Genomic DNA, 17,493 nt, shown 5'->3' on the forward strand with positions numbered 1-17,493 from the left:
GTTGGCGACCCCGCCGTCCGGCGCCGCGGCCCCGCTGTCGACGCCGGCCACGCCGCCGATGCCGAACCCCGCGGCGAATCCCCCGGCCACCGCCGCGGCTCCCGCGGCGACCCAGCCGCCGGCCGGCATGGCGACGAATCCGGGCGTGGCCGCGCACGTTCCGCCGCAGCATGCGCCCAATCCCGGCTTCAATCCCGGCGCCAATCCCGGCTACAACCCGGGGGCCAATCCTGGCTACAACCCCGGCGCCAATCCCGGCATGAACCCCGCAGTGAACCCCGGCATGAATCCGGGCATGAGCCCAGGCATGGACCAGGGCGACGACGGGGCGATGATGTCCAAGGGCTGAACCGGGCTGAACGGGCTGAACGGGCTGAACGGGGCTGAACGGGCTGAACGGGCTGAACGGGCTGAACGGGCTGAACGGGCTGAACGGGCTGAACGGGCTGAACGGGCTGAACGGGCTGAACGGGCTGAACGGGCGAAGGCGCGATGCGAACCGGCTTGCGGCGTTCTGTATCACTTTCGTACCGTCCCCGTATTGGTCGCGTATTGCTCCCGTATTGCGGCCGTTTACAGCCCGGGGCCGTTTCTGTGAGCCGCGTAACATCCTATTAATCCGGCCAACTTCCCGCCATCGTCTGCGTTCTAATCGGTACATGGTCAATCCGACCAGTCGACCGAAACAAGGAAAACAGACATGTCACGAAACACCATCAAGCCGCGCCCTGTTCACCAGTTGCTGGCCGCTTCGGCGGTGTTCCTGGCGATCGGCGGCAGCGCGATCGCGCAGACTCAGGCACCGGCCCCCGTCACCCAGGGCGTGCCGCAAGCAGCCGCCGCTGCCTCCGCGGTAGAAGGCAAGCAGGCGCACAAGGGTCACCGCGCCGACGGCCACCACCACCGTCATCATCGCCACCACGGCCACCACGGCGGCATGTCGCTGCGCGCGGCCGATACCGACCGCGACGGCGCGATCTCGAAGGCGGAAGCCGATGCGATGTTCGCCCGCGTCGATGCCAACAAGGACGGCAAGATCGACCGGGACGAGATGCGCGCCTTCCACAAGGCCCAGCACGAGCAGCACCGCCAGCAGATGCGCGAGCGCTTCGATGCGCGCTTCAAGGCCGCCGACAAGGATGGCGACGGCGCGCTGAGCAAGCAGGAGGCCGAGGCTGGCATGCCGCGCCTGGCCAGTCATTACGACCGCCTCGATGCCAACAAGGACGGCAAGCTGACGCGCGACGAAATCGGCGCCGGCATGCGCCAGGCCCATCACCAGCGGATGGAGCGGATGCACCGCCACCACCACGGCATGAAGGGCGCACCCGGCGCGCCGGGCGCACCGGGAACCGCCGGCAATGCCGGCACCCCGCCGACGCAGCCGAACAACCCCGCGGTGCCGTCGACCGAGGGCGGTTGAGCGGTAATTCCCCGGCGCTCCCCCGGCGTCCCGCCGCAGCGCGGTGAGGCCAATACGGGGCAATAAGAAGCGCGCGGTCCGAAAGGCCGCGCGCTTTGTCGTTGGCGTTCGCCGGCGGCCGTACTCGGCCGACTCGCGGCGTGCTCGGCCGAGCCGTGCATTCGTCCGGCCGTCGTGGAATGGCGGCGGCTCGGCGCCAGAGGACACGTCATCTCACAAAAAATTGCAACCTTGTGCCCGTCTTGCTAAATTTGCGCAAAAAAATTGCTGGCTGTCTTATTGCGGAGCAACAATATCGTGAGCAAGGTGGAGCTGGACAAGATCGACCGGAAGATCCTCGAGGTCCTGCAGACCAACGGGCGGTTGACCAATCTCGAAGTCGCGGAGCGCGTCAGCCTGTCGCCTAGCCCATGCCTGCGGCGCATCCGCCGGCTGGAGGAGATCGGCGTGATCCGGCAATACGCGGCGCTGCTGGAGCCGGGCAAGATCGGGCTGGGGCTGCTGGCCTACATCAACGTACGCCTGGAGAAGCACGGCGGCGCGCCCAAGGGCAAGGCGCCACTGGACCTGTTCCGTGCCGCCATCGCGATCTGGCCGGAGGTCGCCGCCTGCCATGCGATGACGGGCGAGATGGACCTGCTGCTGAAGGTCTACGTCGAGGACATGGACCACTTCGCCCGCTTCATGAAGGACCAGCTGCTGGCCCATCCGGCGGTAATCGATGTGCGCTCGAGTTTCGCGCTCGAATCGATCAAGGACACCACGGCGCTGCCGGTGGTCGGCGGCTGAGCGACCGAGCGGCCGAGCGAGCGGCGGACACACCGAGCGGCACGCCACCGGGCAGCCAAGCGGCGGAGCGCCTTGACGACCGACCGGCCCGGCGGCGTTCCCCTGGCAGGCCCCAAACGAAAAACGGCGCGCCAGTCGGCGCGCCGTTTCCCTGTCGGCGGGTGTCGATGCCGATCAGGCCGTGCTCTTCTGCGGCATGATCGAGCGCCAGAAGCGCTGGCCGAAGCGGCGCGCGTCGCGCAGGTTGCGGCGCACCACGTAGTCCAGGTCCGCGACCTGTTCGTCGATCGCCTCGGTCAGGCGGCTGACCGTGTCCGCCGGCGGCAGCTCCAGGTAGGCATCGGCCTCGCCGTAGGCGTACTGGACCTTCATGCCGGCCTTCTTGGCGATGTGCATCATCGCGGCGTTGCGCGACAGGCAGTGCATGTACAGCGTGCGCACGTTCGTGTTGCGGCCATGGATGGCGGCGCGCTCGAACAGCGCGCTGCCGATGCCGCGCCCGCGCGCGCTCTGCGACACCGATACGCCGAACTCGGCCACGCGGCCCTGGGCGTTGTCGCGCAGGTTGGCGAAGTGGCCGACACCGACCAGCTCGATATGCTCGTCGTAGACGCCGAACACCGTGTCGTGGTCGAAGTCGATGCTGTCGACATAGGCCTCGATCACGTGGTCGCCCACCGACTGGCCAAAGCGGAGCAGGCGATCTTCCTCGCCAAGGGCGAGAAAATGCTTCAGCAGGCGCGAGCGATGCTGGGCCCCCAGCTCGCGCACCAGAGTGGTCGGGCGCTGGGCGGCCTGCGAGGCTGCGGCTGCTTTGCGAAGATCTTCGTCGGTGAAGGCACCGACCGCCTTGCTCAGTTCGAGCGGATTCACTTTCTGTTCCTTGGGCGATTCAGGGTATAAACGTCACATCGCGGCAAGCAGACTTGTCAAAGTAGACCATCAGAATGCAATTTCCTAATGGATGGGGCAAATCCTATCTTGCGGCAACGCGAAAAGTATTGTAGCGCATTTGTCAGTTTGGCGTAAGCATGGTGCGTCGCAGAGCGCCGGACGGCCGGACTGACGCTCCAGTAATCCCTTAAAAATCAATATCTTGCTTGCCGATCCGGCGATTCCCGGGTGTGGAAATGTTGCAACGCCGCAGTCTGTTGCAGCGTTCCGCGCCATCCCGCCCTGCCGTTGAAAGTAACGCTTGCTACACACCATGCCCGCCCGACCCATCGTTGTGATCTATGCCAATGCGCGCGCGAAGCGCTCGCATGTGAACCGGCCGCTGGCCGAGGCGCTCGCCGCGCTGCCCGATGTCGACGTGCGCGATCTCTATGCCCGCTATCCCGACTACGACATCGACGTGGTGGCCGAGCAGCGCGCGCTGTCGTGCGCCGACACCGTGGTGCTGCAGTTTCCGACCTTCTGGTTCAGCGTGCCGCCGCTGCTGAAGCTGTGGATGGACGAGGTGCTCGAGCGCGGCTGGGCCCACGGCCCGGGCGGCACCGCGCTGCGCGGCAAGTCCTGCCTGGTGGTGGCCAGCACGCGCGGCACCGAGGAGGCCTACTCGGCGGAGGGCGTGCACCGGCATCCGCTGTCCTCGTTCCTGTTGCCGCTGGAGCAGATGGCGCTGGAATGCGGCATGACGTGGCGCGCGCCGATCGCGATCCACGACGCCTACCGGCTGGACGAGGCGGGTGTGCAGCGCGTGATCGCCGAGGTCATGGCCGCGCTCGGCCACGGCGACGAAGGCGGCTCGACCAAGGCGGCCACCGCAGCCACCGCGGCCGCCCGGCTGGAGCTCGCATGAATCCGCATGATGCGCTGCGCGTGGTGCTGGTGTTCCTGGTCGCCGCGGTGGTGGCGGTGCCGCTGGCGCGCCGTTTCGGCCTGGGAGCGGTGCTCGGCTATCTGCTCGCCGGCGCGGCGATCGGGCCCTGGGCGCTGCGGGTGGTCACCGACGTCGAATCGATCCTGAGCTTCTCGGAATTCGGCGTCGTGCTGATGCTGTTCGTGATCGGCCTGGAGCTGGCGCCCACCAAGCTGTGGGCGCTGCGCCAGACCATCTTCGGCTATGGCGCCCTGCAGATGGCCGGCTGCGCGTTGCTGATCGGCGCGCTGGCCGCGGCCTTCGGCGCCAGCTGGCAGGTCGCGCTGGTGGCCGGGCTGGGCCTGGCGCTGTCGTCGACCGCGATCGCGCTGGCGACGCTGGGCGAGCGCAATCTGTTCGCCACGCCGGCCGGCAAGGCCAGCTTCGGCATCCTGCTGTTCCAGGACATCGCCGCGATCCCGATGATCGCCTTGCTGCCGATGCTGACCTTTGACGGTTCGCAGCCGGCGGACGGACCGGCCTGGATCGGCGCGGCCAGGGCGGTGGCGGTGATCGCCGCGGTGGTGATCGGGGGGCGCTACCTGGTTCGTCCGGCGCTGCGCTTCATCGCCCGCACCGGCATGCGTGAGATGTTCACCGCCTTCGCGCTGCTGCTGGTGGTCGGCATCGCCGCGATGATGGAAGCGGTCGGCATGTCGATGGCGCTCGGCACCTTCCTCGCCGGCGTGCTGCTGGCCGACTCGGAATACCGCCACGCGCTGGAGGCCGACATCGAGCCCTTCAAGGGCCTGCTGCTGGGGCTGTTCTTCATGGCGGTCGGCATGTCGATCGACTTCGGCGTGATGGCGCAGCAGCCGTGGCAGGTGCTGGGGATGGTCGCCGCGGTGGTCGGCGCCAAGGTGCTGGTGCTGCGGCTGCTGGCGCCCCGCTTCGAGATCGCGCGCGGCCAGCGCCTGCTGTTTGCGTTGCTGATCTCGCAGGCCGGCGAGTTCGCCTTCGTCGTGTTCGGCGTGGCGCGCTCCGCCGGGCTGCTGCCCGAGAACATCGCCGCGCTGCTGGTGCTGGTGGTGGCGCTGTCGATGGTGACCACGCCGTTGCTGCTGCTGGCCTACGACCAGATCGTCGCGCCGCGGGCCGGCAAGCTGCGCCAGCGGGCGGACGACACCATCGAGCCGCAGGACAACCCGGTGCTGATCGCCGGCTTCGGCCGCTTCGGCCAGATCGTCGGCCGTCTGCTGTATGCGCAGGGCATCGGCGTGACGGTGCTCGACCACGACCCCGATCAGATCGATTTCCTGCGGCAGTTCGGCTTCAAGGTCTTCTATGGCGATGCCACGCGCATGGACCTGCTCGAAGCCGCGGGCGCGGCGAAGGCGAAGATCCTGGTGGTCGCGGTCGACGGCATGGACGAGAGCCTGGCGCTGATCGACCGCGTGCGCCAGCGCTTTCCGCATCTGCGCATCTACGCCCGCGCCCGCCATGTGTCGCACGTCTATCTGCTGAAGGACCGCGGCGTCGAGTTGTTCGAGCGCGAGATGTTCGAGGGCTCGCTGATGCTGGGCCGGCGCGTGCTTGAGGGGTTGGGGCTGGACCCGGCCGAGGCCCGCGCCGCGGCGATGAAATTCCGCCGCCACAACATCGCCGCGATCGACCGCTTCTACCCGCACTACACCGACCAGAAGACGATGGTGTCGCTGGCGCGGCAGGCGCGCGACGAGCTCGAGGAAATGTTCAGGCAGGACCGCGAGCAGCGGCGCCGGCGCGAGGAGGCGGAGTGGTCGTGACCCGCGCCGGGGTCGCCGCCCTCGTCGGCGCCTTCGTTGGCACCCTCGCCGTCGCGCGTGTCTCTGCCCCCGCCGCCCCCGGTGTCGCGCGCGCCGCTACGACGACAGCTTCAGGCCGACGATGCCGGCCAGCACCAGGCCGGCGCTGAACAGCCGCCAGAAGCTGGCCGATTCGCCGAACAGCAGGATGCCGACCGCGAACGAGCCGACCGCACCGATGCCGGTCCAGACCGCGTAGGCGGTGCCGAGCGGCAGCGCGCGCATGGCGAGCGACAACAGCCAGAAGCTGACCACCATCGTCACGATGGTGAAGGCCGATGGCCACAGGCGGGAGAAACCTTCGGAGTATTTGAGGCCGGTGGCCCAGGCGATTTCGGTGAGGCCGGCGAGCAGAACGTAGATCCAGGGCATGATGGGCTGCGATGGTGTCGAGGCATCGGGGCCGTCCCCGGTTGGTCGGGCGCCGCTGGATCGAATCTCGAAGCCGGAACGGCTTGCCGCGGCGGCGCGGGGTCGTCCCCGGCGCAGGCGGCATTCTATCGCGGGAGCGCCGCGGCGTCAGGCGCGCGCGTGTCCGGGCAGGCCGCCCGCCAGCAGGTCGATCACCATCTCGGCGAAGTCGGCGTAGGACAGCTTGCCGCCCGGCTTGAGCCAGGTGAAGGTCCAGTTGATCATGCCGAATACCGTCATCGTCAGCGCGGTCTGGTTCTCGCGCGTGACCCGTTCCGGATAGGCCCGCCGCAACTGGCGCGAGAAGGCCGCGACCACATCGCGCTCGCGCTTCAGGATGATGTCGCGCTGCTCGGGCGCGAGGAACTTGACGTCGTTGATCAGCGCGATATGCCGGGTCTGCGAGGTCTCGTACTCGGCCAGGAAGGCGCGGATCAGGTTGGCGAAGCTGTCGCGCTCGCTGTGGCCCTGGCGCTCGGCTTCGGCCTCGACCTCGGTGACGATCAGCATCAGCCGGCGCGTATAGCGATCGAGCAGGTCGAACAGGATCGCTTCCTTGCTCTCGTAGTAGTGGTACAGCCGCGCCTTCGAGGTGCCGCAGGCCGCGGCCAGGTCGGCCATCGACGTGCTCGGATAGCTGCTGGCGGCAAACGCCGCCGCGGCCAGCTCGAGGATCTGTTCGCGTTGGGCCTCGAAGTCGGGCGCCTTGGTACGGGCCATCAGGAATCGGCCGTCAGGTTTCGCCGCAGCTCGCAGGTCTGCAGCGAATCGGCATTGCCACGCAGCACCATCTGACCGGCGCCGATCAGTTCGCGGCAGCGCCAGAACACGAACCAGTCGCTGGCCAGCAGGCCTTCGATCGCGCCCATCACGCTGCCGACCACCTGGGCCGCGGGCGTCCATTCGAGCGGGGCGCGCTCCAGGATCACCTCGTCGACCGAGTGATAGGCCGCGGGTACCAGCGTATTGCCCTTCCACAGCCGCACGTCGGCGTTTTCCTTGACGTTCTGCTGCCACTCGTAGCCGAGCCGGCCCAGCCGCAGCACCGAGACCGGTGCGATGGTGGAGAAGCGGCGCGCCAGCCGGGCGGCCGGATACATGCCGATCGCGGTCAGGTTGCCCTGGGTGGTGCCGTCGAGCTCGCGGCTGTCCATCGCGACCTCGTTGATCCGTTGCGGGCTCTGGTACAGGTGGAACACGACCCGGCGCAGCATCAGCTGGTCGGAGGCGCTCTGGCCATGCCAGATCGCGACCTCGGGCTCGCTCTGGCGCAGGCCCTGCAGCTGGTCCAGCGCCTGGCGCATCTCGGCGGCGAAGTCGATCTCGCTGTGCGGGGCGACGCGCTGCCAGAAGCCGGAGCGGATCAGGCCGCTGCTGTCCACGTCGGCGATCGGGCCGACGGCCAGGTCGTCGCGCAGCACGACGACGGGGTCCGGACGGGCGGCTTGCGCCAGTGCCTGGCGCAGCGTGTTGCCCGCCATGTCACCGTTGACGACGTGGATGTATTGCATGGCCGTGATTGTATATGGATAAGACGGCTCAACAGCACCGCGCGGGCGGCGGGCGGCGCCGCATCCTGGCAGTATCCGGACACTATCCGGGCAGTATCTGGCCAGTATCCGGGCCGGGGCGGCGCGGTATCTGCGCGGGGGCGCCCGGGCGCGCGGTTTCAGGCAGCGGCCATTTTAACCATGCAGCGCGGCGGGACGGCGGCGGTGCGTGCGCCGCCGCGCGTTCGGCTCGGGTATGGTCATGCGCTCCGCCGAGCGTGTTCGGTCACGCGTTCGGCCCGGGCGCGGTTCCGCGGTCCTCTACCGGTCTACCTACCGCTCGTCGTAGCTGACCACCACCCGCTCGGTCAGCGGCCGGGCCTGGCAGGTCAGCACGAAACCCTTGTCCATCTCCCACGGCTCGAGCGTGTAGTTCTTCTCCATCTCGACCTTGCCCTCCAGCACCTTGGCGCGGCAGGTGCAGCAGACCCCGCCCTTGCAGGCATAGGGCAGGTCCAGTCCGGCCGCCAGCGCGGTGTCGAGCACGTTGGCGTCCTGCAGCGGGATGCGCATCGCGTGCTGCTTGCCGTCGAGCACCACCACCAGCTGCGCGGTGCCGGCCTCGTCGGTGGTCACCTTGACGGGCTGGCGGCGCGGCTGCGCCAGCGGCACGCCGAAGCGCTCGGCGTGGATCTTGTGCGGGTCCAGGCCGGCGTCCTTCAGCGCGGCCTCGACGTCGTCGATCATCGAGGCCGGGCCGCAGACGAAGGCCGCATCGATGTCGTCGACCGGGATCAGCGTCTCGAGGAAGGCCTGCACCCGCGCGCGGTCCAGCCGGCCATGCAGCAGGTCGACCTCCTGCGGCTGGCGCGACAGCACGTGGTACAGCGTCAGGCGCGACAGGTACTGGTTCTTCAGGTCGTCCAGCGCCTCGGCGAAGATGATGCTGTCGACATTGCGGTTGCCGTACACCAGCGTGAAGCGGCTGTTCGGCTCGACCGCCAGCGTGGTCCGGATCAGCGACATCACCGGGGTGATGCCGCTGCCGGCGGCGAAGGCGACGTAGTGGCGCGCCGCCTCGGGGTCGAGCGGGACATGGAAGCGGCCGTCCGGCGTCATCACGTCGATCGTGTGGCCCGGCACCACCGCATCGTGCAGGAAGTTCGAGAACAGCCCGTCGTCGACCCGCTTGACCGCGACGCGCAGCTCGCCCTGCTGGTCGTAGTCCTGCACGCCGCAGCAGATCGAATACGAGCGCCGTACCTCCTGGCCGTCGATCGACGTGCGCAGCGTCAGGAACTGGCCCTGCTTGAAGCGGTAGGCGTCGCGCAGCGCGGGCGGGACCTCGAAGGCGACGGAGACGGTGTCGGCAGTTTCGGGGCGGACCTGCGCCACGCGCAGCGGATGGAACTGAGGGGTCATGGCGGCGTGGGAACGGTGGGCGGCGGCGGGAGCTGGGCGGCCTGGCTGGTACGGTGGCTAGTACGGTTTGAAGTAGTCGAACGGTTCGCGGCAGGCGCGGCAGCGGTAGAGCGCCTTGCACGCGGTCGAGCCGAACTGCGACAGCGGCTCGGTGTCGGGGCTGCCGCAGTGCGGGCAGGTGACGTTGTCGGTGGCCCTGGCGCCCGTGGCACCTACGGCGCCCGTGGCACCTGCGGCGCCCGTAGCAACCCGAGCGCCCGTAGCGTTCGTAGCGCCAGTATCGCCGGGCGCGCGATGGCGCGGCACGAAGCGCACCAGCCGGGTTGGCGCCCCCTGGTCGGCGCAGCGCGCCGGGGGCGCGATGCCGTAGGCCCGCAGCTTGTCGCGGCCCTCGGCGGTGATCCAGTCGGTAGTCCACGCCGGCGCCAGCACGGTGCGGATCTTCCACGGGCCAAGATCCGCCTGGTCGAGCGCGCGGCCGATGTCCTCGGCGATCTCCGCCATCGCGGGGCAGCCCGAATAAGTGGGCGTGATCACGATCTCCAGCGCGCCGTCGTCGGCGATCGCCACTTCACGCAGGATGCCGAGATCGCGAATCGATACCACCGGGATCTCGGGATCGGGCACCGCGTCGAGCACGGTCCAGGCGCGGGCCGCGCGCGCTTGCGCGTCGGCATCGGCGTGGACTGCGTGCAGGCGGGTGTCCGGGTGCCCGTTTGCGTGGGAATCCGCGTGGGAATCCGCGTCGGAATCCGCGTGCATGCCCGGGAGGGTCAAGGTGGCTGGCATGGGATCGGCCTCGATATGCGCGGCGTCCGCCGTTACCAGTGCGCGCCGGGATGGGCGCGCGCCAGGCTCTGCATCTGCGCCAGCAGGTAGCTCATGTGCTCGGAGTGCAGGCCCTGCTTGCCGGTCGACACGAAACCGGTCGCGGCGGGCAGCGTCAGCGTGGCTTCGGCCACGGTCTGCTCGACGGTCGCCTGCCAGGCCGGCCGCAGTTCCGCGGTCGGCACCGCGATGCCCTGCGCCGCCGCTTCCTGTTCGACCGGATCCGGCACGAAGCATTCGTTCATATAGGGCAGCAGATGGTCCAGCGCGCGCTGTGTGCGCTCGTGCGACAGCTCGGTGCCGTCGCCCAGCCGCACCAGCCAGTCCGCGCCGTGATGCAGGTGGTAGCGCGCTTCCTTGATCGACTTCGAGGCGATCGCGGCCAGACCGGCGTCACGGCTGCCTGCGAGCGCGCTCCACAGTTCGACCATCAGCGCGCTGTAGAGAAAGTTGCGCACGATGGTGACGGCGTAGTCGCGGTCCGACGAGGCGGTGCCGGCCAGCGGCCCGCTGTGCGGCAGCTCCAGCAGCGTCCAGTTGCGGAATTCTCGCTCGCCGCGCCAGTAGGCGTAGTCGTCCTCGTGGCGCGCCCGGCCGGTCAGTTCGGCCTCCAGTTCCCCGGCGCGCGCATAGAGCAGGCGCGCCTGGCCGATCAGGTCCAGGCTGATATTGGCCAGCGCGATGTCTTCTTCCAGTACGGGTCCGTGGCCGCACCACTCGGCGTTGCGCTGGCCGAGGATCAGCGCGTTGTCGGCCAGGCGCAGCACGTACTGCCAGCCGGCGGTGCGCGCCAGCGGCAGGTTGGACAGCAGCGGCAAAGGGGTGGGACTGAGCGTGGCGGTCATGCGCGGCCCTTCTTACATATGGTTGACTTCATCGGGCAGCTGATAGAAGGTCGGATGCCGGTAGATCTTGTCGGCCATCGGGTCGAACAGCTCCGCCTTCTCGTCGGGCACGCTGGCGGTGATCGCGGACGACGGCACCACCCAGATCGACACGCCTTCCTGGCGCCGCGTATAGACGTCGCGCGCCATGCGCAGCGCCTGGTGCGCGTCGGCCGCGTGCAGGCTGCCGCAATGCTTGTGTTCCAGGCCCTGCTTGCTGCGGACGAACACTTCCCACAGCGGCCATTCCTTTTGCGTCATCTTGCTTGTCTCCTGTCGGCGGCTTGCGGTCACTTGCCGGAGCCGTTGCGGCTCAGGCCGCGGCGCGGGCTTGCGCCGCTTCGCGCTGTGCCACCTTGGCGGCGTGGGCCAGCGCGGCCTCGCGTACCCAGGCGCCGTCCTCGTGCGCCTTGACGCGCGTGGCCAGCCGTTCCCGGTTGCACGGGCCGTCGCCGTTGATGACCCGCCAGAACTCGTCCCAGTCCAGCGGGCTGTAGTCGTAGTGGCCGCGTTCCTCGTTCCAGCGCAGGCCCGGGTCGGGCAGCGAGACGCCGAGCACCTTGGCCTGCTCCACCGTCGCATCGACGAATTTCTGGCGCAGGTCGTCGTTCGAGATGCGCTTGATGCCCCAGGCCATGGTCTGCGCGCTGTTGGTCGACGCCGCATCGGGCGGGCCGAACATCATCAGCACCGGAAACCACCAGCGGTTGACCGCGTCCTGCACCATCTCGCGCTGCGCGTCGGTGCCGCGCATCATCGCCAGCAGCGCGTCGAAGCCTTGGCGCTGGTGGAACGACTCTTCCTTGCAGATGCGGATCATCGCCCGCGCATACGGACCGTAGGAGCAGCGGCACAGCGGAATCTGGTTCATGATCGCCGCGCCGTCGACCAGCCAGCCGATCACGCCGACATCGGCCCACGTCAGCGTCGGGTAATTGAAGATCGACGAATACTTGGCCTTGCCGCGATGCAGGGCGTCGACCATCTCGTCGCGCGAGGTGCCCAGCGTCTCGGCCGCCGAATAGAGATAGAGGCCGTGGCCGCCTTCGTCCTGCACCTTCGCCAGCAGGATCGCCTTGCGCTTGAGCGACGGCGCGCGCGTGATCCAGTTGCCCTCGGGCAGCATGCCGATGATCTCGGAATGGGCGTGCTGCGAAATCTGGCGGACCAGCGTCTTGCGGTAGGCGGCAGGCATCCAGTCCTGCGGCTCGATCTTGCCGTCCGCGGCCAGGCGCGCATCAAACGCGGCCTGCGCCTCGGCGCTTTCGGCCGCGTTGCTGGGGGCATGCGCGCCTTCGTTGGCGGCGCGCTGCGCGTCGGCCGGCAGGGGCTGTTGGGGCAGGTCCAGGCTTTGGGTGTACATAGCGCCTCCTCTGGCGGGTCCCGGCCGTGCGTGGGCCGGGCGGTAGGAAGCATTATATATAAACCGACCGTTCGGTCAATTAATTGGCGGGCGTGTTGGCGCCATGCCATCAGCGCGTCGGGATCAGGATTCGGGAACGAAGCGGACGTGCCCGCTGCGCAGCACGATATTGCGCGAACGGGTCATCTCGAACAGCGACTGCGCGATGCTTTCGATGCGCGGCCGATGGTCGGTGAAGGCACGTACCAGGTCTTCCTCCCGCGGCGAGCGCGCGCCAAAATGCGACTCGAGCGCTTCGGCGGTGATCGAATAGCGGGACGGTTGGCCGTTGACGGTGGCGGGGCACGACAGCGTCAGGCTGGCTGCGCAGTAGGTGGGGACGCTGCTGGGAAACAGGATCTCAGGCATGGCGTGCCTCGGCCGGAAAGGGACGGGAGTCACGACCATTCTAGGATATCGGGCGGCACACGCCAGCCGGGAGTCCTGGATCGGGATCCGGCCCCTGTTTCGCGTGCGGGCTTCCCGTCGATGGCGAGTGCTCGCTTACTTCATCGACTCGTTTATGCTGCAGCGCACCAACGCGTCGGAGCGGAGTCAGGCCGCCCCGCCAGGAAGCGCCGAAATGTGGACGAAAAAAAACCCGCGCAGGTTGTGCGCGGGCTGGAATCCACCGAGGTGGTGGAGGAGACAGACTTCACTATACGCGGCTTGTTGCGACGCACCAAGGTCCGCGTTCCAAAAAGCTGAAATCGGTACGATTTCGTTGTGTCAGTGCAACAGTAATCTGTCCCCGTAAGCCGCCAGCCCAGTCCTATCAATGGAAGAACAGGTAGGCGATGCCGATGGCGGCGACCAAGCCCACCGCATCGGCGAACAGTGCGCAGCCCAGCGCATGCCGGGTACGACGCACATTGACGCTGCCAAAGTAGACCGCCAGCACATAGAAGGTGGTTTCGGTCGATCCCTGGATGATCGCGGCCAGCTTGCCCTGGAAGGAATCGACACCGTAGGTCGTCATGACGTCGACCATCAGGCCGCGTGCGCCGGCGCCGGACAGCACCTTCATCAGGCCGACCGGCAGCGCCGGCACGAAGTCGGTATTCAGGCCGAGGCTGGCGACGGCGCCCGCCAGGCCCTGCATCAGCCAGTCCATGCCGCCGCTGGCGCGGAACAGCCCGATCGCGACCAGGATCGCCACCAGGTAGGGAATGATCTGCACCGCCACGCCGAAGCCTTCCTTGGCGCCGTCGACGAAGGCCTCATAGACGTTGACCCGCCGCGCCGCCCCGCACAGCAGGAACAGCACGATCAGGCCCAGGATAAAGAGGCTGCCCGCCAGCGCGGTCACGGTGTCGACTTGCGGCGCCGGCGCGCGGCGCAGCCAGACCGCCAGACCGCCGAGCGCGGCCACGATCGCCACCAGCGTGCCGAGGATGGCGGGTTTGAGCAGATTGAGCCGCTGAGTCCACGCCACCGCGACCAGCCCGGCCAGGCACGACACGCCGGTCGCCAGCAGCGTCGGCAGGAAGATGTCGGCGGCGTTGAAGCCGACCAGACCCTGCTTCAGCGCGACCGCCTGCCGCATCGCGATCACCGAGGTCGGAATCAGCGTCAGCCCCGCGGTATTGAGCACGATGAACATGATCTGCGCATCGGTCGCGGTGTCGGGCTTGTCGTTCAGCGTCTGCAGCTCGCGCATCGCGTTCAGGCCCAGCGGCGTCGCGGCATTGTCCAGGCCCAGCATATTGGCCGAGACGTTCATCATCATCGCGCCCTGGGCGGGGTGGCCTTGCGGGACGCCGGGAAACAGGTGCCGCAGCACCGGATTGACCGCGCGCGCGAAGCCCTGCACCACGCCGCCACGCTCGCCGACCCGCATGATGCCGAGCCACAGCGCCATGATGCCGGCCAGGCTCAGCGAGATCTCGAAGGCGGTGCGGGCGCTGTCGAACAGGCTCGCCAGCATGGCCGGAAAGATGGCGGCATCGCCATGTGCCAGCCGCACGCAGCCGATGGCGAAGGCGGACAGGAAAAAGGACAGCCAGACCAGGTTCAATGCCATGGGCGTAGTGGCAAATAAGCGGGCAAATAAGCGGGCAAATAAGCGGGCAAGTCAGCGGGCAAGTCAGCGGGCAAATAAGCGGGCAATAAGCGGCCGGATCAACGGACGGATCCGCGGGAACTGTGGGCGCAGCCCGCATGGCGAGCCGCAAAGAACGGCGTGGTGCACAAGGCGCCTATCATAGCGTGGCCGCTGGCCGCTGGCCGCTGGCCGCTGGCCGCTGGCCGCTGGCCGCTGGCCGCCGGCCGCGGCTGCTCTAGGGCTGCCCGCCGTCACCGCAGGTCCGCGGGGCGTGCCGCCGCTCTCGCCGCTTACCGCGGTCCCCGCCGCTCCGCACCGGCTCGGCCGCTCCGTGCCGGCTGGGCCACTCCGCACCGGCTGGGCCACTCCGTGCCGGCTCCACCGCTTTGGCGTCGCGGGCCCGCCAGCCTCCTTCAGGGAGACGACCTAGGCGAACGCCGCGCCGCGCTTGGCCAGCAGCTTGCGCAGGATCGACCGGTGGCAGCGCTGTTCGTCCTCGCAATAGCAGCCGATCGCGAAATTGGTCTGGTGCGACAGCGCGGCCAGCAGGTCGAGCGTGCGGCTGGCCTCGGGTTCGGCCATTTCGGCCTGGAAGCGCCGCTCGAAATGGCGCCAGGCCTTGTCGTCTTCCTCTTCCTGGGCATGCTTGGCTTCGGCGACCAGTTCCGGAGAGGGCGACAGCAGCGGGAACCAGACATCGTAGAAGTCCCGGCTGGCGTATTCGCTGCGCGGCACGCCGCGCGGCGGCCGGCGCACCGTGCCGATGCGCAGGCCTTCGCCGGCGCTGCGCGGGGTTCCGAGCCTGACGATGTGGACGGCCATGGCGGGCGCTCCTGTCTGCGGTGTGGAAGGTGTGGGCGGTGTGGGCGGCGGCCGACGCCGAAGCGCCGGCCGCCACCGGGCAGGCACGGTCAGGCGGTCGCTGCCGGCTCGAGCCCCAGTTCGCGAATCATGGTTTCCCGCATCACGAACTTCTGCACCTTGCCGGTGACCGTCATCGGCATGTCGTGGACGAAACGAACATAACGCGGGATCTTGTAGTGCGCAATCTGGTCCCGGCAGAACTCCCGGATCTCGTCCTCGGTCGCGCTCTGCCCGGGTTTGAGCACGATCCATGCGCACAGCTCCTCGCCGTACTTCGGATCGGGCACGCCGAACACCTGCACCGCCTGCACCTTGGGATGGCGGAACAGGAATTCCTCGATCTCGCGCGGATACAGGTTCTCGCCCCCGCGGATCACCATGTCCTTGACCCGCCCGACGATATTGCAATAGCCCTGCTCGTCGATCGTGGCCAGGTCGCCGGTATGCATCCAGCCGTCGCGGATCGTCTCGCGCGTGCGGGCCTCGTCCTCCCAATAACCCAGCATTACCGAATAGCCGCGGGTGCACAGCTCGCCGGTGGCGCCGACCGGCACGACCTGCCCGGTTTCGTCGACGATCTTGCACTGCAGATGCGGCTGGACTCGGCCGACCGTCGCCACGCGTTTCTCCAGCGGGTCGTCGGTCGCACTCTGGAAGGAGACCGGGCTGGTCTCGGTCATGCCGTAGGCGATCGTCACCTCGGCCATATGCATGTCCTTGATGACCCGCTTCATCACCTCGATCGGGCAGGGGGCGCCGGCCATGATGCCGGTGCGCAGCGAGGTGAAGTCGAATCTCGCGAATTCGGGGTGATCGAGCTGGGCGATGAACATCGTCGGCACGCCGTGCAGGGCGGTGCAGCGTTCCTCGTGCACGGCCTGCATGGTCGCCAGCGGATCGAAGGCCTCGCCGGGGAAGATCATGCGCGCGCCGACGCTGACGCAGGCCAGCACCGACAGCACCATGCCGAAGCAGTGGTACAGCGGCACGGGGATGCACAGCGAATCGCGGTCGGTCAGCCGCATCGCCATCGCCACGAAGCGGCCATTGTTGACCACGTTGTGGTGCGTCAGCGTGGCGCCCTTGGGGTTGCCGGTGGTCCCGCTGGTGAACTGGATATTGATCGGATCGTGCGGGCCAAGCGCCGAGCCGGCGGCGTCCAGCGCACCGGTATCTGGCCGGGACAGCAGCTCGGCATAGAGCAGCATGCCGGCGGTGTCCTCCTCGCCCATGCGCACGACCCATTGCAGCGTGGGCAGTCGAGCCGCTCGCAGCGCGCCCGGCTGGCTGTCGGACAGCTCCGGCGCCAGCTTCTGCAGCATCTCGATATAGTTGCTCGACTTGAAGCGCGCGGCCGTGATCAGCATCCGGACACCGGCCTTGTTCAGCGCGTACTCCAGTTCCGCCAGTCGGTAGGCCGGGTTGATATTGACCAGGATGGCGCCGATGCGGGCGGTGGCGAACTGGGTCACCAGCCACTCCTGCCGGTTCGGCGACCAGATGCCGACGCGGTCGCCGCGCGCGATCCCGCGCGCCAGCAGGCCGGTGGCCAGGCGGTCGACCTGCTCGCTGAACTGGCGCCAGGTCCAGCGGATTCCCTGCTCGCGGAAGACGACGGCCTCTGCGTCCGGGTGGGCCGCCGCCGTGGCGGCCAGCAATTCGGCGATGGTCTGGTCCGACAGCGGCACGTCGGTGGCGCCAGTGACCAGCGACAGGCCGGCGTTCGGGATCAGCGTCATGGTTGTCTCCTTCGACTGATTGACTGAATCGTAGTCAGGGGTGCTTCTCTTATAGGTATGGGGCGCCAGCTTAGGCGAAGCGTTCCGCCGATGCTGTCACCGGTGCGACATTTGTTGTCTTTGAAGCACTTCAAGGCCGAATTCGGGTTTTTACTTAATTTGCTTGCCTTCGGCCACGCCCTCCCTTAATATTCGCCCCCTCGCAGCCGAACGGCGGCGGGGTTGGCGGGGAAGGCGAAGGTGCTGCGGTGCTGGAGCCGCAGCAAAAAAGTGCTGACAACCTGTTGACGAGAAGCGAAATGTTCTGCATAATCTCGTTTCTCTGCTGCTGACAACGCAGCGACGCGAACGGCAAAGCCGGCCGCGCAGTTCTTTAACAAACGAACAACCGATAAGTGTGGGCGCTCGATAGCGGCAGTCACAGTCGATTCTTCGGGATCGGCGACAGCTCAAAAGTTATCAAGTGCTCGCACAGCAAAACGTGGCTTCATCGGCGTCAAGACGATGGAGCCAGTCAGTTTTCTGAGAGTGAGCGACCGCTCGAAAGAGCGA

General features: G+C 68.0%; 17 protein-coding genes and 1 pseudogene. 5 read left to right on the forward strand and 13 right to left on the reverse strand.

All coding sequences use genetic code 11. From position 1 onward, the window contains the following. From F1599_RS06175 to F1599_RS06185, 3 genes and pseudogenes are all read left to right on the forward strand, one after another. A pseudogene (locus tag F1599_RS06175) lies at nt 1-349 on the forward strand (hypothetical protein); the annotation flags it as partial. Nucleotides 350-700: 351 nt separating this feature from the next. Then, on the forward strand, nt 701-1,423 hold the full coding sequence (locus tag F1599_RS06180; protein ID WP_150082550.1) for an EF-hand domain-containing protein: 723 nt from the start codon (nt 701-703) through the stop codon (nt 1,421-1,423). Nucleotides 1,424-1,720: 297 nt separating this feature from the next. Continuing rightward, the gene (locus F1599_RS06185) at nt 1,721-2,212 is read left to right on the forward strand and encodes an Lrp/AsnC family transcriptional regulator (RefSeq protein ID WP_150082551.1); all 492 of its coding nucleotides are present in this window, start codon (nt 1,721-1,723) and stop codon (nt 2,210-2,212) included. A gap of 174 nt (nt 2,213-2,386) precedes the next feature. Here the strand turns inward: F1599_RS06185 and F1599_RS06190 are convergent, their stop codons facing one another. Further along, a complete protein-coding gene (locus F1599_RS06190; protein WP_149317573.1) occupies nt 2,387-3,085 on the reverse strand; it encodes a GNAT family N-acetyltransferase in 699 nt (232 codons plus the stop codon). A gap of 334 nt (nt 3,086-3,419) precedes the next feature. Between F1599_RS06190 and kefF the strand changes: the two genes are divergently transcribed. Then, nucleotides 3,420-4,013 (forward strand): glutathione-regulated potassium-efflux system oxidoreductase KefF, encoded by a 594-nt coding sequence (gene kefF, locus F1599_RS06195; protein WP_223819509.1) that lies wholly within the window; start codon nt 3,420-3,422, stop codon nt 4,011-4,013. After that, the gene (gene kefC, locus F1599_RS06200) at nt 4,010-5,818 is read left to right on the forward strand and encodes a glutathione-regulated potassium-efflux system protein KefC (RefSeq protein WP_150082552.1); all 1,809 of its coding nucleotides are present in this window, start codon (nt 4,010-4,012) and stop codon (nt 5,816-5,818) included. Before kefF ends, kefC begins: the two co-directional genes overlap by 4 nt. A 96-nt stretch (nt 5,819-5,914) precedes the next feature. Here kefC and sugE read toward each other — a convergent pair whose 3' ends face one another. The 12 genes from sugE to F1599_RS06260 form a co-directional block, all read right to left on the reverse strand. Continuing rightward, nucleotides 5,915-6,229, reverse strand: a complete 315-nt coding sequence (gene sugE, locus F1599_RS06205) for a quaternary ammonium compound efflux SMR transporter SugE (RefSeq protein ID WP_006578904.1) — start codon at nt 6,227-6,229, stop codon at nt 5,915-5,917. Nucleotides 6,230-6,376: 147 nt separating this feature from the next. Then, on the reverse strand, nt 6,377-6,988 hold the full coding sequence (locus F1599_RS06210; RefSeq protein ID WP_149317575.1) for a TetR/AcrR family transcriptional regulator: 612 nt from the start codon (nt 6,986-6,988) through the stop codon (nt 6,377-6,379). Next, nucleotides 6,988-7,779: a DUF1835 domain-containing protein gene (locus F1599_RS06215; RefSeq protein ID WP_149317576.1), complete on the reverse strand. Its 792-nt coding sequence runs from the start codon at nt 7,777-7,779 to the stop codon at nt 6,988-6,990. Before F1599_RS06215 ends, F1599_RS06210 begins: the two co-directional genes overlap by 1 nt. 312 nt (nt 7,780-8,091) lie before the next feature. Then, on the reverse strand, nt 8,092-9,180 hold the full coding sequence (paaE, locus tag F1599_RS06220; protein ID WP_149317577.1) for a 1,2-phenylacetyl-CoA epoxidase subunit PaaE: 1,089 nt from the start codon (nt 9,178-9,180) through the stop codon (nt 8,092-8,094). A gap of 57 nt (nt 9,181-9,237) precedes the next feature. Beyond that, nucleotides 9,238-9,969 carry a 1,2-phenylacetyl-CoA epoxidase subunit PaaD gene (gene paaD / locus F1599_RS06225; RefSeq protein ID WP_317845731.1) on the reverse strand — a complete coding sequence of 244 codons (732 nt, stop codon included), beginning with the start codon at nt 9,967-9,969 and terminating at the stop codon, nt 9,238-9,240. Nucleotides 9,970-10,001: 32 nt separating this feature from the next. Then, nucleotides 10,002-10,853, reverse strand: a complete 852-nt coding sequence (gene paaC / locus F1599_RS06230) for a 1,2-phenylacetyl-CoA epoxidase subunit PaaC (RefSeq protein WP_150082553.1) — start codon at nt 10,851-10,853, stop codon at nt 10,002-10,004. 12 nt (nt 10,854-10,865) lie between these two features. Next, nucleotides 10,866-11,153: a 1,2-phenylacetyl-CoA epoxidase subunit PaaB gene (gene paaB / locus F1599_RS06235; RefSeq protein ID WP_006579224.1), complete on the reverse strand. Its 288-nt coding sequence runs from the start codon at nt 11,151-11,153 to the stop codon at nt 10,866-10,868. A 52-nt stretch (nt 11,154-11,205) separates the two neighbouring features. Continuing rightward, the gene (gene paaA / locus F1599_RS06240; protein ID WP_187829140.1) at nt 11,206-12,255 is read right to left on the reverse strand and encodes a 1,2-phenylacetyl-CoA epoxidase subunit PaaA; all 1,050 of its coding nucleotides are present in this window, start codon (nt 12,253-12,255) and stop codon (nt 11,206-11,208) included. 123 nt (nt 12,256-12,378) lie between these two features. Further along, entirely contained in the window at nt 12,379-12,663 is a 285-nt protein-coding gene (locus F1599_RS06245) for a DUF1488 family protein (protein WP_053822693.1), read from the reverse strand. A gap of 406 nt (nt 12,664-13,069) precedes the next feature. Then, complete coding sequence (locus F1599_RS06250) at nt 13,070-14,317, reverse strand: nucleoside recognition domain-containing protein (RefSeq protein ID WP_150082554.1); 1,248 nt, start codon at nt 14,315-14,317, stop codon at nt 13,070-13,072. Between the two features lie 447 nt (nt 14,318-14,764). Further along, complete coding sequence (locus tag F1599_RS06255) at nt 14,765-15,160, reverse strand: DUF488 domain-containing protein (RefSeq protein WP_149317581.1); 396 nt, start codon at nt 15,158-15,160, stop codon at nt 14,765-14,767. An 89-nt stretch (nt 15,161-15,249) separates the two neighbouring features. Continuing rightward, nucleotides 15,250-16,941: an AMP-binding protein gene (locus F1599_RS06260; RefSeq protein WP_150082555.1), complete on the reverse strand. Its 1,692-nt coding sequence runs from the start codon at nt 16,939-16,941 to the stop codon at nt 15,250-15,252. Between the last annotated feature and the right edge of the window lie 552 nt (nt 16,942-17,493).

This window comes from Cupriavidus cauae (assembly GCF_008632125.1).
In the GTDB taxonomy this organism is placed as follows: domain Bacteria; phylum Pseudomonadota; class Gammaproteobacteria; order Burkholderiales; family Burkholderiaceae; genus Cupriavidus; species Cupriavidus cauae.

Excerpts from the sequence above, each read along its gene's own strand:
- paaD (WP_317845731.1), bottom strand. The coding sequence starts at position 9,969 with ATGCCAGCCACCTTGACCCTCCCGGGCATGCACGCGGATTCCGACGCG.
- F1599_RS06245 (WP_053822693.1), bottom strand. The coding sequence starts at position 12,663 with ATGCCTGAGATCCTGTTTCCCAGCAGCGTCCCCACCTACTGCGCAGCC.
- F1599_RS06255 (WP_149317581.1), bottom strand. The coding sequence starts at position 15,160 with ATGGCCGTCCACATCGTCAGGCTCGGAACCCCGCGCAGCGCCGGCGAA.
- kefF (WP_223819509.1), top strand. The coding sequence starts at position 3,420 with ATGCCCGCCCGACCCATCGTTGTGATCTATGCCAATGCGCGCGCGAAG.
- paaB (WP_006579224.1), bottom strand. The coding sequence starts at position 11,153 with ATGACGCAAAAGGAATGGCCGCTGTGGGAAGTGTTCGTCCGCAGCAAG.
- kefC (WP_150082552.1), top strand. The coding sequence starts at position 4,010 with ATGAATCCGCATGATGCGCTGCGCGTGGTGCTGGTGTTCCTGGTCGCC.
- paaE (WP_149317577.1), bottom strand. The coding sequence starts at position 9,180 with ATGACCCCTCAGTTCCATCCGCTGCGCGTGGCGCAGGTCCGCCCCGAA.
- F1599_RS06250 (WP_150082554.1), bottom strand. The coding sequence starts at position 14,317 with ATGGCATTGAACCTGGTCTGGCTGTCCTTTTTCCTGTCCGCCTTCGCC.
- F1599_RS06215 (WP_149317576.1), bottom strand. The coding sequence starts at position 7,779 with ATGCAATACATCCACGTCGTCAACGGTGACATGGCGGGCAACACGCTG.
- sugE (WP_006578904.1), bottom strand. The coding sequence starts at position 6,229 with ATGCCCTGGATCTACGTTCTGCTCGCCGGCCTCACCGAAATCGCCTGG.
- F1599_RS06210 (WP_149317575.1), bottom strand. The coding sequence starts at position 6,988 with ATGGCCCGTACCAAGGCGCCCGACTTCGAGGCCCAACGCGAACAGATC.
- F1599_RS06260 (WP_150082555.1), bottom strand. The coding sequence starts at position 16,941 with ATGACGCTGATCCCGAACGCCGGCCTGTCGCTGGTCACTGGCGCCACC.
- paaC (WP_150082553.1), bottom strand. The coding sequence starts at position 10,853 with ATGACCGCCACGCTCAGTCCCACCCCTTTGCCGCTGCTGTCCAACCTG.
- F1599_RS06180 (WP_150082550.1), top strand. The coding sequence starts at position 701 with ATGTCACGAAACACCATCAAGCCGCGCCCTGTTCACCAGTTGCTGGCC.
- paaA (WP_187829140.1), bottom strand. The coding sequence starts at position 12,255 with ATGTACACCCAAAGCCTGGACCTGCCCCAACAGCCCCTGCCGGCCGAC.